This window comes from Alteribacter aurantiacus DSM 18675 (assembly GCF_000429705.1).
In the GTDB taxonomy this organism is placed as follows: domain Bacteria; phylum Bacillota; class Bacilli; order Bacillales; family Salisediminibacteriaceae; genus Alteribacter; species Alteribacter aurantiacus.
Genome location: NZ_KE386941.1, coordinates 440,811 through 457,710, shown reverse-complemented (window position 1 = coordinate 457,710; position 16,900 = coordinate 440,811). Strand labels below are relative to the sequence as shown.

The window sequence follows — 16,900 nt, the reverse complement described above, 5'->3', positions numbered from 1 at the left end:
CCTTTTATCTTTACTTTTTAGCTACAATGGATAGCCAATCTTCCATCTCAATTGTTTCTGAAATGGTAAATCCACTATTAATCAAGCTGTCTTTGACTAGTTCTTTTTTACCCTTAATGATTCCAGAAGTAATTAATGTGCCCCCTGGTTGTAGCTGTTCAAATGCGTCATCGGTCATACGAACGATCACTTCCGCTAAAATGTTAGCTACAATTAACTCAGGCTTTTCTTGAACGCCCTCCAGTAAGTTACCTTGTTTGACGGTGACCACATCTTGAACTTTATTCAACTTCGTATTGATTCGCGCGGAATTAACCGCAACTTCATCCAAGTCCAAAGCCAAAACTTCCTTTGCACCTAACTTAGCACAAGCGATACTAAGGACACCGGATCCTGTTCCAACATCCAGAACACGGTCCCCTTCGTTCATGTATTTTTCCAAAGCTTGAATACACAAAACCGTTGTTGGGTGTGTGCCTGTGCCAAACGCCATACCTGGATCGAGTTCAATGATGAGTTCATCATCAGAAACTCTTTCATACTCTTCCCATGTAGGGGTGATCGTGATTTTATTGGACACTTTGACTGGCTTATAATACTTTTTCCAAGCTGTCGCCCATTCTGCCTCGTTCACTTCACTCACGGTCACGGTATTTTGACCCAAGTCTATATCATGAACGACAAGGTTGTTAATTGCCTCTTTAATCTCATCAACTGTTTCTCCAAGAAAGCTGTTAACAGGTAAATAAGCTTTAAGAATGACACCTTCAGTCGGGTAATCATCAGGGGAAAGCTGGTAGACCTCACCATAAGTTGTATCCCACTCCCGAGTAAGATCACCCGGGTCTTCCAAAACAACGCCACTGGCTCCTGCTTCGTGCATAATGTTACTAACAGGCTCCACCGCTTCTTGTGTTGTATGAATACTAATTTCAGACCATTTCATTTTTCTACCAGCTCCCCAAAGGATGATTTACTCGCCAAAATTTTTAAATGCCCGCTTTGCTTTTGCAAAGAAGTTATCGTTTTGTTCATCAGGTACTTCTGTTCCGCTCTCTTCCGCAAATTGACGAAGAATGTCTTTTTGACTGTCGTTCAAGTTTTTAGGTGTAATGACGCGAACGCGAATATGCTGGTCTCCTTGACCGGCTCCTCGAACGTTTGGAACACCTTTCCCTTTTAGACGGAAGTCCGTTCCGGTTTGAGTACCTGCAGGGATTTTAAGCTTTACTTTCCCTTTGAGTGTCGGCACTTCAATTTCGTCTCCTAATGCTGCTTGAACAAACGTTAACGGCATTTCACAATAAAGATCATCGCCATCACGTTTGAAGAATTCATGAGGCCTTACGTTGAACACGACGAACAAGTCACCGGCAGGCCCCCCGTTCACTCCAGGCTCTCCTTGACCAGCAACACGGATTTGTTGACCTGTATCGACACCTGCTGGGATTTTAATGTGAATTTTCTTGCGCTTCTTCACTTTTCCTTGCCCACCACATGTTCGACACTTGTCTTTAATCATTTGACCTGTACCGCTACATTGGTTACACACACGGCGATTAACAACACGACCGAACGGTGTGTTTTGCTCAACATTAAGTTGCCCTGCGCCACCACAGTGCTTACACGTTTCCGGTTTCGTTCCGGGTTTGGCACCTGACCCGTGACACGTCTCACACGTTTCTTCTCGAGGGATCTCAATGTCCATCTCTTTTCCGAAGACGGCTTCTTTGAATTCCAACGTCATCGTGTACTGAAGATCCGATCCTTGACGAGGTGCATTCGGGTCACGTCTGCCTCCACCACCAAAGAACATGTCAAAGATGTCACCAAAACCGCCAAAGTCACCGGCACCGGCTCCACCGCCTCCGAATTGATTCGGATCAGTATGACCAAATCGATCATAGTGAGCACGTTTTTGAGAGTCACTTAATGTGTCATACGCTTCTTTAACTTCTTTGAACTTATCCTCAGCGTTTGCTTCTTTGTTAACGTCCGGATGATATTGACGTGCAAGCTTCCGGTACGCCTTTTTTATATCTGCATCAGATGCATCTTGAGAAACACCGAGTACATCATAAAAGTCTTTTTTGCTCATCGTATCCACTCCCGACTGCTAATCCATAACGATTATCTTAACACTCACTAGGGTATTCCTGCAATACGCTTCAGGTCAAAATACCCCATACGTGTAAAAAGTCAAAGCCAAGGAGCCCTTGACTTTGACTTCGTTTCAACACGCGATTGACATTACTGCTTGTTATCTTCGTTGTTCACTTCTTCGTATTCAGCATCAACAACGTTGTCGTCGTCTTGCTTTGAACCTTCAGCACCATCTTGGCCTTCAGCTTCCTGCTGTGCCTGAGCTTGTTGTGCTGCTTGCTCATACATCTTTGTGGAAAGCTGTTGAACAATTTCCTGCAACTCGTCTTTTGCAGAACGGATTGCTTCGATGTCGTCGCCTTTTAGAGCTTCTTGTACTTTTTCTTTTGCAGCTTCCGCTTTGTCCTTATCTTCTTGTTCTACGCTATCACCAAGCTCTTTGATCGTTTTGTCTGTAGTAAAGACAAGCTGATCCGCTTCGTTACGTAGATCTACTTCTTCACGACGCTTCTTGTCTGCTTCAGCATTTTCTTCCGCTTCTTTTACCATACGCTCAATTTCATTTTCATCGAGGCCAGAAGAAGACGTAATTGTGATGGACTGCTCTTTGTTTGTTCCAAGGTCTTTCGCACGGACATTTACGATACCGTTCGCATCAATATCAAAAGATACTTCGATTTGTGGAACGCCACGTGGTGCTGGTGGGATATCGTTAAGCTGGAAACGACCTAGTGTTTTGTTGTTTGCAGCCATTTCACGCTCACCTTGAAGAACGTGGATGTCTACAGATGGCTGGTTATCAGCAGCTGTGGAGAACGTTTGAGATTTACTTGTTGGAATTGTAGTGTTTCGGTCGATCAGCTTCGTAAATACGCCACCCATCGTTTCAATTCCTAGAGATAGTGGAGTTACGTCAAGAAGGACAACGTCTTTTACGTCTCCTGTTAATACACCTGCTTGAACTGCAGCACCAAGGGCTACAACTTCATCAGGGTTAACCCCTTTGTGAGGGTCTTTTCCAGTTACTTTTTTGATTGCTTCTTGAACAGCTGGGATACGAGTAGATCCACCTACAAGAACAATTTTGTCAATTTCATTTGGTGATAGACCAGCGTCATTCATAGCTTGACGAGTAGGTCCCATTGTTCTTTCTACTAGGTCTGCACTCATATCTTCAAACTTCGCGCGAGATAGAGTAAGTTCTAAGTGTTTAGGACCTGATGCATCAGCTGTGATGAATGGAAGAGAGATTTGTGTTTGAGAAACACCGGAAAGATCTTTCTTCGCTTTTTCAGCTGCATCTTTAAGGCGTTGAAGTGCCATTTTATCTTTTGCCAAATCAATGCCGTTTTCTTTTTTGAATTCATCAACTAAATAATCAATAATGACTTGGTCGAAGTCATCTCCACCAAGCTTGTTATCTCCTGATGTCGCGCGTACTTCGAAGAATCCATCACCTAGTTCAAGGATGGAAACGTCGAACGTTCCGCCACCAAGGTCATATACAAGGATCGTTTGATCTTCTTCCTTTTCAAAACCGTAAGCAAGTGCCGCTGCTGTTGGCTCGTTTACAATACGCTCTACTTCAAGTCCTGCAATTTTACCCGCATCTTTTGTAGCTTGACGCTGGGAGTCGTTAAAGTAAGCAGGAACAGTAATAACCGCTTTCGTTACTTTTTCACCTAGGTAAGCTTCAGCGTCTTCCTTAAGCTTTTGAAGGATAATTGCAGAGATCTCTTGTGGAGAATACTCTTTTCCTTCCGCTTCTACTTTATAGTCCGTTCCCATGTGACGCTTAATGGAAACGATCGTGTTCGGGTTCGTAATCATTTGACGCTTTGCTACTTCACCTGTTTGACGCTCACCGTCTTTAAATGAAACAACAGATGGGGTTGTACGGCTACCCTCAGCGTTCGGGATTACGGTAGCTTCTCCACCTTCCATTACAGCAACACAAGAGTTTGTTGTACCTAAGTCAATACCAATTACTTTACTCATTGTTATTCCTCCTATTTTAAACGTATGTAGTCCTACGCGTTTACTTTAACCATTGCTGGTCTAATGACACGGTCTTTTAGCATATAGCCCTTTTGCATTTCCTCAACAACCACATTTGAATCATACTCATCAGACTCTGCTTGAGCTACAGCTTGATGGTAATGAGGATCAAATGGAGCCCCTACTGTTTCAATTGCAGTAATCCCTTCAGATTCAAGCGCTTCTTTCATTTGGCGATAAACCATTTCCATTCCTTGAAGTAGGCTCTTACCATCTTCTGAATCTACTTGAACCATCATTGCTCTTTCAAAGTTATCAAGAGCAGGGATGAGCTTTTCAGCGAGGGACTGCGCTCTATATTTAGCATCCGCCTCTTTTTCTTTTCGGGTGCGGCGGCGGAAGTTATCATAATCAGCTTGATTACGAACGAGACGCTGGTTAAGTTCTTCAACTTTGGCTTCAAGTGCTTTGACTTGATTAACCTCAGTCTCTTCGTCTACAAGTTCTGCTTCAGTTTCCTCAACCTCAACTTCTTCTGGTTGATCACTTTCTTTTACTTGTTCTACTTCTTCTTCCATCGTGTTCGTTTTCTTTTCTTGTTCCACATCGTTCACCTCCTAAGTAAAATAAACATTTATCCATGGAACAGCCTCCCTCACCAACAGCCTGCCGGTGAAAGAGACATGCTTCTACCCAATATGCGAGAATAATACCGATTCATACATTTGTCAATATTTCCGTTAATTGTTGTTTTGATACCGTTTTGTAAGGACCTTTGTCAAATCTTTGGAAAAGAAGTCAAGAACACCAACGACCCGCTGGTACTCCATTCTTGTAGGTCCTAGAACTCCTACGGTACCAAGATGTTTGCCGTCAATCGAATACGTAGCTGTGATGATCGAACAGTCATCGAACGGTGCAAACTCATTTTCTTCACCTATTTTAATCTTCATTCCATGTTGCTCGGAACGAAAATGCTTTGAAATTAATTGATCTTCTTCAAAAATATTGAACAGGTCCCTTACCCGATTCACATCATTAAACTCAGGCTGTGTCAAAATGTTCGTCTTCCCTGCATAAAACACTTTTTCGTTATGAGATTGACGAAACATCTGATTGAGCATCTCCATTGTTTGATCGTACTGATCGACGTATTTACTTAGGACCTTTCTAATTTCGGTGGAGAGTTTATGCCTCAAATGAATGAGGGGCACACCTTGAAGTTTATCATTTAAGATGTTCACAATTTTCTCGATTTCCCTAACATCAAAGCCACCTGGTACAGTTACCGTTTGGTTCTCAACGTGACCCGTATCCGTAACGATAATGGCTACGGCGCTGTCTTTTGATATAGGTACAAGTTGTATTTGCTTGAGTGTAGACTCAAACAACTCCGGCCCAAGTACAATCGATGTGTAACTTGTAAGGCTTGACAATATTTTTGCGCTTTGTTGAATCAACTTTTCAAATTCAACGAACTGCTCCTCATACATCAAACGAATGTCAGCTACTTCGTTTTTCGTAAGCATCGTAGGAGACAACATATGATCTACGAAATATCGATACCCTTTTTGAGACGGGATCCTACCTGCAGAGCTGTGTGGTTTCTCTAGGAATCCTAGCTCTTCAAGGTCTGCCATCTCATTTCGGATCGTAGCAGGGCTGAAGTTCATATCTTCCCTTTTGGAAACACTACGGGATCCCACCGGTTCTGCATGACAAACATAATCGTCAATAATCGCCTTCAATATAAGCAACTGTCTCTCTGTGAGCATGAACATCCCTCCCTGTTAGCACTCACTTGGACCGAGTGCTAAATCTATAATATAAAGTACCAAACTTCATTTCTTGTTGTCAAGATAAAAGCAGGTACTTTTCATATTAAAGATTAAGATTGGAGGAGGAATTGTTCAAAGACCTCATTTCCTAAAAATCGTCCTCGTTCCGTTAGCTTGATTCGACCATCTTCAATCATCACCCATTCTCTTTCTTGAAGGGTCTCTACCGTTTTACCGAACACTTCAGACATGGAACGTCCATACTTCTCTTCAAAAGCAACCATGGATACTCCTGCCCGTTTTCTAAGGCCCATAAACATTTCTTCTTCCATTTGCTCTCTGACCGGAACCGGATGTTCTTCCAAGTATGGGAGGTTTCCGTCTTCAATGGCTTTCATATATTTCGGTAAAGGGCCGTGGTTTCGTGTTCTTACACCACCAACATATCCATGGGCACCTGCCCCAATTCCGTAGTACTGCTCGTTCTCCCAATACGTAAGGTTATGGGTACTTTCCATACCTGGCTTAGCAAAGTTACTAATTTCATACATTGAAAAGCCTGCCTCAGTTAATCTTTCGATTAAACGTTCATACATATCTGCTTCCGCATCTTCTGAAGGTAGTGGCAACTTCCCTTTTTGAGCGAGTTGATAAAACACGGTTTTTGCTTCCACTTTTAAAGAATAGGCGCTTACATGTTCAATGTTTAATGCTAACGCTTTGTGGATCGTATCTTCAAACTGCTCCATCGTCTGACCTGGAAGCCCAAACATAAGGTCAATGGAAATGTTGTCAAATCCCGCTTCCCGACTTCGATCAATGGTCTCTAAAACATCGTTTGGTTTATGGTCTCTTCCAATCTTCTGTAGCAAGTCAGCGTCGAATGTTTGAACACCGATACTTAGCCTGTTCGCTCCTTCTTCTCTCATCATGTGCAACTTCTCACGATCAGCACTCCCCGGGTTTACTTCCACGGTAAACTCAATCGCCTCCGGGTCTTTTATTTGAAAATGATGTTTGATTGAACGTAAAAGCTTTCGCAGTTGCGCAGTGGAAAGAGATGTTGGTGTACCGCCACCTACATAAACACTCTTAATCGGACCATTTGGGAACTTTTCAACCGTCCACTTCATCTCTGTATCACAGTCAGTCAAGTATTCGTCTACCGGCTGGTTTTTTAAAAAGAATTTATTAAAGTCGCAGTAATGGCAGATTTGTTCACAAAAAGGCACATGTACATATATAGCTCTTGGCTTCATTACGTTTGTTTCACCTCGCGATTACAGTAAAGAGGCTAGGACAAAAATGTTTTGATGAACGAGAATTTGAACAAAAACCTACGCGGTGAAAAGAAGAGATCCTTGGACTTTTATCGAAGACACTGAAAAATTCGCTCTGCCTCTTTATTCAGTGGTCCTTTTTATCTCTCAGGAGCCTCTATATTTTCAACCGCATTGGTCGTTATTTGTTCAAACTGTCATCTAAACACGCTCTTCATGTCCCAGCCTCTATCATTTTTTTACTTTTTGTCACTATCGTCCATGCTGAGTACACTCATAAATGCTTCTTGAGGAACTTCAACGTTTCCTACACTCTTCATACGGCGTTTACCTTCTTTTTGTTTCTCAAGAAGTTTACGTTTACGGGAAATATCCCCACCGTAACATTTAGCCAATACGTTTTTACGCATCGCTTTAATTGTAGAACGGGCGATAATTTTTTGACCGATACTTGCTTGAATTGGCACTTCGAACTGCTGTCTTGGGATCAATTCCTTTAACTTCTCAACAATAGACTTCCCACGCTGGTAGGCACTGTCGCGGTGAACAATGACACTTAACGCATCAATTTGTTCTCCATTAAGAAGAATATCCATTTTCACAAGACGGCTTTCTTTATAGCCAATCAGTTCATAATCGAAGGATGCATACCCTTTTGTGCTCGATTTTAACGTATCAAAGAAATCATAAACGATTTCAGATAGTGGAATTTCATACGTGATCACCACTCGGTTTTCATCAAGATATTTCATATCTTGGTAGTCACCACGCTTCTTTTGACAAAGCTCCATCACAGATCCTACATAATCATTTGGAACCATCACTTCTGCTTTTACATAAGGCTCTTCCACGTGATCGACTTTTTGAGCATCAGGCATTTTTGATGGGTTGTCAATTTGTTTTAGCTCACCATCTGTTGTGTGAACTTTGTAAATAACACTCGGTGCTGTTGTAATTAAGTCGATATTGAACTCACGCTCAATTCGCTCTTGAATGATCTCCATATGAAGAAGACCAAGGAAACCGCATCGGAAACCAAAACCTAACGCTTGTGATGTCTCTGCTTCGTATTGAAGGGCAGCATCGTTCAACTCCAATTTCTCTAAAGCTTCACGAAGATCGTTGTAATCATTGGAATCGACTGGATACAATCCGCAGAATACCATCGGATTGAGCTTACGATAACCCGGTAGCATATCCGAAGCTGGACGATCAGCATGTGTAATCGTATCACCTACACGGCTGTCACTTACATTCTTGATAGAGGCAACAAGGTAACCTACATCTCCGACAGTAAGTTCTTCTTGAACCGTTGGTTTAGGCGTGAACACACCTAGCTCTTGTACTTCGAATTCCTTTTCCGTAGCCATCATTCTAATCTTATCTCCAGGCTTGACGGTTCCTTCTACAATACGAATGTAGACAATGATACCTCTGTAAGGGTCATATAGACTGTCAAAAATCATCGCTTGTAGAGGTGCAGCCGGATCTCCTGGCGGCGCTGGTACTTTATCTACGATCGATTCAAGGATTTCTTCAATTCCAATTCCGTTTTTAGCAGAAGCCATAATCGCATCCTCTTTCGGTAGACCGATAATGTCTTCTACTTCTTGCATGACGCGATCAGGCTCAGCGCTCGGAAGATCAATTTTATTTACTACAGGGATAATCTCAAGATCGTTGTCCAGTGCCAAATAAACGTTAGCCAACGTTTGAGCTTCAATCCCTTGAGCGGCATCGACAATTAATAAAGCACCTTCACAAGCGGCCAGGCTTCGTGAAACCTCATATGTAAAGTCGACGTGACCTGGTGTGTCAATCAAGTGAAAAATATATTCCTCACCGTCATTTGCTTTATATCGCAATTGAACGGCATTCAATTTAATTGTAATCCCACGCTCACGCTCAAGGTCCATGGCATCCAGCATTTGATCTTTCATTTCTCGTTGTGTAAGGGCACTTGTTTTTTCAAGAATACGGTCAGCAAGCGTAGATTTCCCGTGGTCGATATGTGCAATAATCGAGAAGTTACGGATCTTTTCTCTACGTTGGATTCGTTTTTCGTTATTCATCACGTTTTCACTCCTACTAAAATAAACAAAGATGGCTCGCCAACTAACGATAGTGGCGGTTTATGCGAAATGGCTATTAAATGCCACAATTCTCCACAATATAATTAGACTAACGTTTATTATAGCAATAAAAAACAACTGCCACAAACATAATTTGCAACCGCTTGGTAGTGCTCTCCTGTTGCAGTATATGTGCATTTTTTAACTGGCCTTAAGAAAAGAGTATATACCTGGTTCGTCTTATTCGTGATTAAACTCTGATATCACTCGCGCCACTAGAAGACGGCTCAATTATTCTGCCCCCATAATCGATGACACCAAAAACCTCTCACTCTCAAACCAATTGGCCTTTCTCTAACCAAAACAAAAGCGCCGCTTAAGAGCAACGCTATCCGATCCCACCAAATAACCCTTTAAAAATCGATTCAAATGTATCAGCCAATCGAAGGCCTACCTCTGAAAAGAGGTTAACCGACCCTCGCTCCTTGGTACTACTCTGTTTCTCAGCTAGCTCCCTATACACATCCGGTGTCGTACCAAGGTCTCCCTTGATCTCCTCGTCTCCTTCCTCATAAACAACGAGGTGATCCCCATCTTCCATCTCTACGATTTGAGGCTCATGATTGCTTATTGTAGGAAGCTGAAGAGGAGAGGGCTCCATGGCTGTCCCGAATGATCCGCTCAAATGGTTCACGTAAACAATACCAAAAACGAAACCTCCAAAAAATACAGTAGTAATAAAAAAGCATCTAAGTAAAAACGGACCCATTCTTTTCTCCTCCTCAACTAAAAATCATTGAACATCTTTTTGTTCAAAGTAATATTCAGAAAACACTTCAGCAAATGCTTCGACTGAACGGTACACTTCATCCAACGTATTGTCCACGCCACCAAACTCCACGATTAATGCATTTTCGGATAAATCTTGATTATATACCCCATTCGATCCAGGTGAAGTCGGAGGAAATACCCCTCGGCTTAATCCAGGATATACACTCTCAATTCTCGCATGCAATTCCTCTGCAAGAGCTTTGTTTTTTTCGTAATTATCATGTCTCGTTCCGATAACGAAGAACGTTCTCGCATACACTTCTCCATTTATTGTCACGGTGGTCACGTCTCTTCGAACACTGTCTCGGTGGAGGTCAAAAAAGAAGGTGAGGTCTTCATTTGATTCCATTGCATCTTTAACAATCTCTCGAGACATGTCATACGACCTGCTGTATTGCCACCCTCTGTCACCTAGACTTGAGTACACATCAGAAGTGTCAACTTCAGTACCGATTCCTCTTTTATTAAGCTCTAACCCAAGTCTCTCACCCACCAATGTAATGTTGACCGATTCGTGCATCGCTCCGTCTGCATCGTTTTCCCCTTTTAACTCAGGCAAGAACGATTCTCTATTGTGAGAGTGCATAATGTGAACTGTTTTATCCGGTTCTTGCCCTGTTGTTAAATCGGCCATCGCTTCTCTCAGTTGATCAAGCTCGTCCAATCGCTCTGTCGCTGCTTCTCGCTCCTTCGAAATGACTTCCGGTGGAGGCGAGGACTCCATTGGCAAGTTTGTAAAATCGGACCCTTGACCTGCTACAAATATTTCTCCCCCAAAGAAGTCAATTCCCGGCAACTCTCTACCAAGCAAACTGCGCGGGTCGTTGGGATCAAGGCTCGTAGCCATTTCAAAGACCAACGATGATACTTGAGGAGGTTTACTATCCTCTGGCAACTCTTGTGTGAAATACGTATTTTCAGTACCCATTAAGTAGATAAGAACCTCATCAGATAAATGCTCACTAAACCCCTTTAACGATGCTGACGTGAGACTGTAACCAGGTCCAAAAGCCGTAATAATAGCGGTAATAATGAAAATGGATAAAACCCCGGTAACCGAGGTAAAAAAATACTGTCTTAAACTGCTTGTCCCTTTCCACGACGCTGAGTTCGGCCGCCTGTATGGACGTTTCTTCAAATGAAACCACCCTCTCCTGTCCGAGCTCTTACAGTATCCCTATTCGGATAGTGCGAGGGGTAGAACATGAATGTAAAAAAGGCGACCAAAATTGGCCGCCCATTCGTATATAAGGCACCTGAAAAGTGAAAACTTTATCTTTGCCCGCTTTATTTCGTATACGCACCTACGTTACCTTGATCAACCCCTCCATGAAGAGCCGCGTTTAGACCAAGAGCCAATACATTCCCCATATCATCGATAAACTCATCTACTTCTTTTGGGGTGACCATCAAGTTATGCCCTAATGGCGCGAGCACTTCTTGAATGAGTTTTCGTTTTTCATGTTCTTCAAGTGTCCCAACGATACCCATGTATTGTTGGCGCTCATTTTCACCAGGAAGATCTTCATCGGTCAGAACTCTCTTCTCACCGAAAGACATACCTGCAGGAGCCAAAGAGCGCTTAGGATCGTCTTTTTCTCTCATTTCCTTACCAAAATGTTTGAGCACATAATCAATTGTGTCACTTGTAATAGATACTGCATCTACAACTGTCGGAATGCCTACTGCAATGACAGGGATCCCAAGCGCTTCTTTTGAAATTGCTTTTCGCTTATTACCGACACCCGACCCTGGATGTATACCTGAATCAGATATTTGGATGGTTGTGTTCACCCGTTCAATTGATCTTGAAGCAAGGGCATCAACTGCGATAACAAAATCAGGTTTTGATTTTTCAATTACACCATAAATGATATCGCTCGTCTCAATTCCTGTTAACCCCATAACCCCAGGTGTGATCGCACTTACAGGTCTAAAACCATCTTGTACCTGCTCAGGCTGCAACTCAAATAAATGCTTAGTAATGAGGAGGTTCTCTACTACTAGTGGCCCAAGTGCGTCAGGTGTGACATTCCAGTTTCCTAATCCCACAACTAGACAGCTTGCATCTCGATCGATCCCAAGCTCCTCTAAAAAGTGGCTGAACTCTTTTGCAAACACTTCCTCCACTTTATCTTGAAGCTCACTATCTTTTGCGCGAATTCCCTGTACTTGTAGCGTTAAATACTTTCCGGGCTTTTTGCCCATTCGCTCGGCTCCAGATTCGTCAATATCAACTCGGGTAATGGAAATGCCTTGTTCCTCCCGTTCTTTAATAATGACACCCTCAATTTGATGGTTTGTTTCTTGATCCGGTTGACCACCTTGATCTTCTTCTTGAACAATTTCATGGGCCTCAATAGCTAAGTCTGTTCTTACTGTGTATCTGCTCAAATCCAATTCTTGCTCTTTCATCTTCTCCACCTCTACTCACTCTTTTGGATATGTTTAGCATAAACAAACAGAGTTCCTTTCATTCTTATGTTGATTTTTAAAATACCATTTGGTACAATCCTTAGTGTTGCACACAAACCGAAAACGATTAAAACGTGATACGGTTGCATCAAGGAGGTGAAAGGCATGGCAAATATTAAATCTGCTATTAAGCGCGGTAAAACGAACGAAAAGCGTCGTGCGCAAAACGCTGCATTCAAATCTGATCTACGTACATCTGTAAAATCATTTGAAAAACAAGTTGAAGCTAAAGATGTAGAAGCTGCAAAAAAATCATTCTTGGTGGCAACCAAAAAGTTAGATAAAGCTTCTGATAAAGGTCTTATCCATAAAAATGCAGCTAACCGTCAAAAGTCTCGTCTACAAAGACAACTTAACGGTGTACAAGCGTAAATGGAACGAACAAAAAAGCCGTGGATGCGATCCACAGCTTTTTTTGTATGGTTAAAAACCCGGAGGATCATGTGATCCTCCGGGTTTTTAACGAGCCGGCTCTTTTTGTTTTGCTAAGAACAACTCAACAGCCAACACTTTATCCAGCTGACCTGTTTTGATTTTATAATCTGTTTCAGCAAGCTGATCAAGGATGTCGAGCAAATGCCTATCGTCAAAATGCTTCGCTTGTCCAGCAGCAAGTTTAACTGCATAGGGATGAAGCTTCAGTTGTGACGCCATCTGTTTTTGTGAGTACCCCTGTTGAGATAATTGTTTGACTTGATATAAAATCCTGAACTGTCTTGCTAACAAGCTCAAAATTTTGATCGGTTCTTCTTTCTGTTTTAAGAGATCATCAAAAATTTGCCACGCACTGTCCAGGTTCCTTTTTACAACGCCATCCACAAGGGCAAAAATGTTTTGTTCCAAGGAACGGGCTACCAGCTCATCCACAACATCTTTTGTTATTGTTTCCCCTTCACCGGTATAGATCGACATCTTTTTGAGCTCGGATGTGATCATCATTAGGTTGGAAGCTGTTAACATGAGAAGCTGCCCTTTTGCCTCTTGATCAATACTCACATGTAACTCTTTCGCTTTTTCGTCCAGCCAACCTAAGAGCTCTCGTTCTTCAAACGGCCTTCCTTCCATTACTTTTCCATGTTTTTTGAACAGCTTCGTTATTTTTTTCCGTTCATCCAGTTTTTCCGATGGAATAACAGTAATAAACACCGTCTCTGGTGCAGGGTTTTGTATGTACGCTTCTAGCTTCTTAAGATCGTGGTCCACTTTAGATGTAACTTTCATCCCTGTAAAAAAATACGCTTCTTTTAGGATAACCACTCGTTTAGAGCCCATAAAAGGAAACGTGTATGCTTCTTCAATAGCCAACTCCACTGGGGTTTCTTTCATATCGAACTGAGAAAGGTTGAACTCGATCTCATCCTTAGTTAAAGCCGACCCAATTAATTTTTGGAGTACGTCGGAAACCATGAAGGACTCACTTCCATAAAGCAAGTACAGGCCTCCAAGTGGTTCACGTTTTATATGTTTTAACATGTCAAAATACGACACAGGTATCCCTCCAATCATTCGAAGGCATTGAAGAAGTTAAAGATCGAACTTTTTCAGTGCCTTCTTCATTCGTCTATCGTACCACACCTGCTCGTCCCGGAAAACAAGAAGAGAGGCTGTCTGAATGGGTCGTACCACCCTTTCAGACAGCCTCATTTATGATAAACGCCACCACGCTTCACCGCGGATGAAGAACAGTGACGATAATCCGTTTTCATTTCCCTGTTAATTATGATATCCTATGCTTGATGGGGATATAGGTGACAACTCTTTACAATAAATTAGAAATGTACCACTTTTAAAAACGCTCTTTTGGGATCTTTTTATGGATTTTTTAATCACGGTAACGTATACTAAAAATTGAAACGGGAGGGATATAAGATGAATGAGTTTGAAAAGAATGTACAAACAAAACGAAATGATGCGATCGACAGTGGTGTTGCATTTGTCGTGTCCTTTTTATTTTTTGCGATCATTTTCGTCATTGCCCAAGCGATTGACTTGATCTGGTAAGCGCATTACATATAAAAGAACAAGAGTATGCACAACGCTTCGCGAAGCGTTGTGTTTTTTGTTGTGTCGTTTATTAGGGCTTCGTCCGTTATCTAGTTCACTTCAATCAACCACCGGCCTTACCTCCAATGACCTTCTATCAAGATAAAACTTCACTTCAATGTCTCCATTTTCATCCGTTCGGTATATTTCTGCACCTTGGTCATTCAACCTTTCAATAACCTCCAATCCAGGATGACCATGACGATTTTTCCTTCCTACAGGAATAAGGCTAATAGTAGGTGTAACATGAGTGATAAATTCCTGACTTGACGAGCTTACACTTCCGTGGTGCGCAACCTTTAAGACATCCACATTAAGATTTGGGTACTCTTTGACTAGCCTCTGTTCTGTTTCGCGTTCAATATCACCGGTAAATAACCACCTTACTCCCCCCATATTAGCTTTCAGGACGATTGAACGCTCGTTTTCAGAGTCCTCCCTCCCTGTTGGAGAAAGAATCCGAAAAGTCGATTTACCAACGCTCCATGTCATGCCTTCATGGACCTCTAAAACCGGAACATTCGCATCATCTAAGCACTTTTCCACTTCCATTTCCAATTCGTTTTTCATTCCACCAACTGGGTAAAGAACCCTTTTCACATGTACACGATCAATGATTGCACAGGTTTCCCCAATATGATCTGAATGGCCATGCGTTAAGATGAGTTTGTCAATTTGTTTAATCCCTTTCGAGGCTAAGTGAGGAAGAATCACTCGTTCTCCTGGACCCCTCCTCTGTTGCTCATCTCCCCAATTAGGGAGTCCACCAGTATCAATTAAATACACCTTTTCCCTCTTAGGGAGTTCAATCAATATAGCGTCTCCTTGCCCTACATCGAGCATTGTCACCTTCCCATGAGAAGAGATATACGGCGCCATTAGTTGAAGGGACAGAACAATGACAATACTTGCACTACAAAAGGCCATATGTCGACTGCTTCCTCTTTCCCATGAAAAAAAGAAAAAAACAATCAAAAGCAATAGAACAGCAATTGTAATCGAAGAAACCTTACCAAACAGAATACGAAAAACAGAAGCGTCGTTAAGGTAAAACATGAGTGAATGGCTCCAGGTTAACGTATAAGATAAAAGAGAAAAGGTGAAGTTCCCTATTGGTGGAAAGAGCACTAGACTAAAGGAGGTAACAATGGAAAGGGGTAATACAACAAAGGAGATGTACGGAATAAAAAAGAGGTTAAACGGCAAGCTTAGTAACGAAAATTCGTAAAAATGATGCAAAATAATCGGTAACGAAGCAAGCTGAGCAAGGAGCGTCACCCTAAAAACGAGCCCAAGAGCGGATGTTGCCCTCATTAAAATCTTCCCCGATCGAATAAGGACAAAGCTTGTGAGAAATGACAGTTGAAAACCGAGGTGATAAATGACATTAGGACCAATGAAAAGAAGAACAATAAACACAACTGAAATGCTATGTCCAGAGCTAACTTTTTTCATTGTTTTAAATGCAATAATTGCGAACATTACCATTAATGATGCCCGAACAACTGACGGCGCTCCGCCAGCCAAAAGCATGTATAAAGGTAATAGAAAGACCACAATTGTCAAGCTTGTCTCTTTCGTCAAACCTAATCGTAAGATAAAGAAGATGACCATGAACACAACAAGTCCTACATGAAGCCCCGAGACGGCGAGTAAATGGCTCACGCCTATAATTTGATACGCTTCTCTGTGCTCATCAGAAATATTTGACCGTTCCCCGTATACGAGGGCTTGGAGAATTGCAGCAGTATGGGGATCTCCATTTTCATTGCCCATTTGATCTAATGCACGGATTCCCTTAGCCCGGAAGTTGAGTACGGTTCCTTTTAAAGAAGAGGATGGCCTGCATATCAGCTCGTCTGCATAAAACAACCAGTGAACGGATTGTCTCTTTAAATAACTTCCGAAGTCAAAGCCGTTAATATGATAAACGGGAGAAGGTTGTTCATAGGTACCTTTTAGTGTGCAAACATCACCGTATGTAGGCTTAAGAGCATCATTACTATAGACTTGGACTCTTTCATTATTCATACCTTCAATTTGAAATCCTGATCGGTCGTTGTGGCTGACAGGCGCAGAAACCACAGTACCGTATAAAATGCTATCCTCCCCTGTCAGAAGGCTGGTATCACTCACTTTATGTTCACACCAAAAAAACATACTAATAAAGAGAATAAAAAGCAATAATAATTGTTTTTTTGAGATGGTCTTTCTTTGCAGGAAAACAAGGAAGAAAGTGGCACCAGTGAAGATGATTGTCCAAAATGAGCTACCTTCCATCGACCATAAAGCAGCTGACAATGCAACGAAGGGAAACAGA

General features: G+C 42.1%; 14 protein-coding genes. 2 read left to right on the top strand and 12 right to left on the bottom strand.

Features of this window, described 5'->3' with window-relative positions; genetic code table 11:
- Nucleotides 1–10: 10 nt before the first annotated feature.
- The 10 genes from prmA to gpr form a co-directional block, all read right to left on the bottom strand.
- Entirely contained in the window at nucleotides 11–946 is a 936-nt protein-coding gene (gene prmA, locus G476_RS0105420) for a 50S ribosomal protein L11 methyltransferase (RefSeq protein WP_026689190.1), read from the bottom strand.
- Nucleotides 947–973: 27 nt separating this feature from the next.
- Nucleotides 974–2,098, bottom strand: a complete 1,125-nt coding sequence (gene dnaJ / locus G476_RS0105415; RefSeq protein WP_026689189.1) for a molecular chaperone DnaJ — start codon at nucleotides 2,096–2,098, stop codon at nucleotides 974–976.
- Nucleotides 2,099–2,250: 152 nt separating this feature from the next.
- Nucleotides 2,251–4,101 (bottom strand): molecular chaperone DnaK, encoded by a 1,851-nt coding sequence (dnaK, locus tag G476_RS0105410; protein ID WP_026689188.1) that lies wholly within the window; start codon nucleotides 4,099–4,101, stop codon nucleotides 2,251–2,253.
- Nucleotides 4,102–4,133: 32 nt separating this feature from the next.
- The gene (gene grpE, locus G476_RS0105405) at nucleotides 4,134–4,706 is read right to left on the bottom strand and encodes a nucleotide exchange factor GrpE (RefSeq protein WP_026689187.1); all 573 of its coding nucleotides are present in this window, start codon (nucleotides 4,704–4,706) and stop codon (nucleotides 4,134–4,136) included.
- Nucleotides 4,707–4,841: 135 nt separating this feature from the next.
- Nucleotides 4,842–5,876, bottom strand: coding sequence for a heat-inducible transcriptional repressor HrcA (gene hrcA / locus G476_RS0105400; protein WP_026689186.1), 1,035 nt, complete (start codon nucleotides 5,874–5,876; stop codon nucleotides 4,842–4,844).
- Between the two features lie 113 nt (nucleotides 5,877–5,989).
- Nucleotides 5,990–7,138 (bottom strand): radical SAM family heme chaperone HemW, encoded by a 1,149-nt coding sequence (hemW, locus tag G476_RS0105395; protein WP_026689185.1) that lies wholly within the window; start codon nucleotides 7,136–7,138, stop codon nucleotides 5,990–5,992.
- A gap of 260 nt (nucleotides 7,139–7,398) precedes the next feature.
- A complete protein-coding gene (lepA, locus tag G476_RS0105390) occupies nucleotides 7,399–9,234 on the bottom strand; it encodes a translation elongation factor 4 (protein ID WP_026689184.1) in 1,836 nt (611 codons plus the stop codon).
- A gap of 385 nt (nucleotides 9,235–9,619) precedes the next feature.
- Entirely contained in the window at nucleotides 9,620–10,000 is a 381-nt protein-coding gene (locus G476_RS0105385; RefSeq protein WP_026689183.1) for a hypothetical protein, read from the bottom strand.
- A 24-nt stretch (nucleotides 10,001–10,024) separates the two neighbouring features.
- On the bottom strand, nucleotides 10,025–11,200 hold the full coding sequence (spoIIP, locus tag G476_RS0105380; protein ID WP_026689182.1) for a stage II sporulation protein P: 1,176 nt from the start codon (nucleotides 11,198–11,200) through the stop codon (nucleotides 10,025–10,027).
- 149 nt (nucleotides 11,201–11,349) lie between these two features.
- Entirely contained in the window at nucleotides 11,350–12,477 is a 1,128-nt protein-coding gene (gene gpr, locus G476_RS0105375; RefSeq protein WP_026689181.1) for a GPR endopeptidase, read from the bottom strand.
- Between the two features lie 165 nt (nucleotides 12,478–12,642).
- Here gpr and rpsT point away from each other — a divergent pair, with 165 nt between their 5' ends.
- Nucleotides 12,643–12,909 (top strand): 30S ribosomal protein S20, encoded by a 267-nt coding sequence (gene rpsT / locus G476_RS0105370; RefSeq protein ID WP_026689180.1) that lies wholly within the window; start codon nucleotides 12,643–12,645, stop codon nucleotides 12,907–12,909.
- Nucleotides 12,910–12,996: 87 nt separating this feature from the next.
- Here rpsT and holA read toward each other — a convergent pair whose 3' ends face one another.
- Nucleotides 12,997–14,025: a DNA polymerase III subunit delta gene (holA, locus tag G476_RS0105365; RefSeq protein WP_245579633.1), complete on the bottom strand. Its 1,029-nt coding sequence runs from the start codon at nucleotides 14,023–14,025 to the stop codon at nucleotides 12,997–12,999.
- Between the two features lie 381 nt (nucleotides 14,026–14,406).
- Between holA and G476_RS23215 the strand changes: the two genes are divergently transcribed.
- The gene (locus G476_RS23215; RefSeq protein ID WP_026689178.1) at nucleotides 14,407–14,538 is read left to right on the top strand and encodes a YqzM family protein; all 132 of its coding nucleotides are present in this window, start codon (nucleotides 14,407–14,409) and stop codon (nucleotides 14,536–14,538) included.
- A 102-nt stretch (nucleotides 14,539–14,640) separates the two neighbouring features.
- On the opposite strand, the gene G476_RS0105355 is transcribed toward G476_RS23215, so the two are convergent.
- Complete coding sequence (locus G476_RS0105355; RefSeq protein ID WP_245579670.1) at nucleotides 14,641–16,860, bottom strand: DNA internalization-related competence protein ComEC/Rec2; 2,220 nt, start codon at nucleotides 16,858–16,860, stop codon at nucleotides 14,641–14,643.
- Nucleotides 16,861–16,900 lie beyond the last annotated feature (40 nt).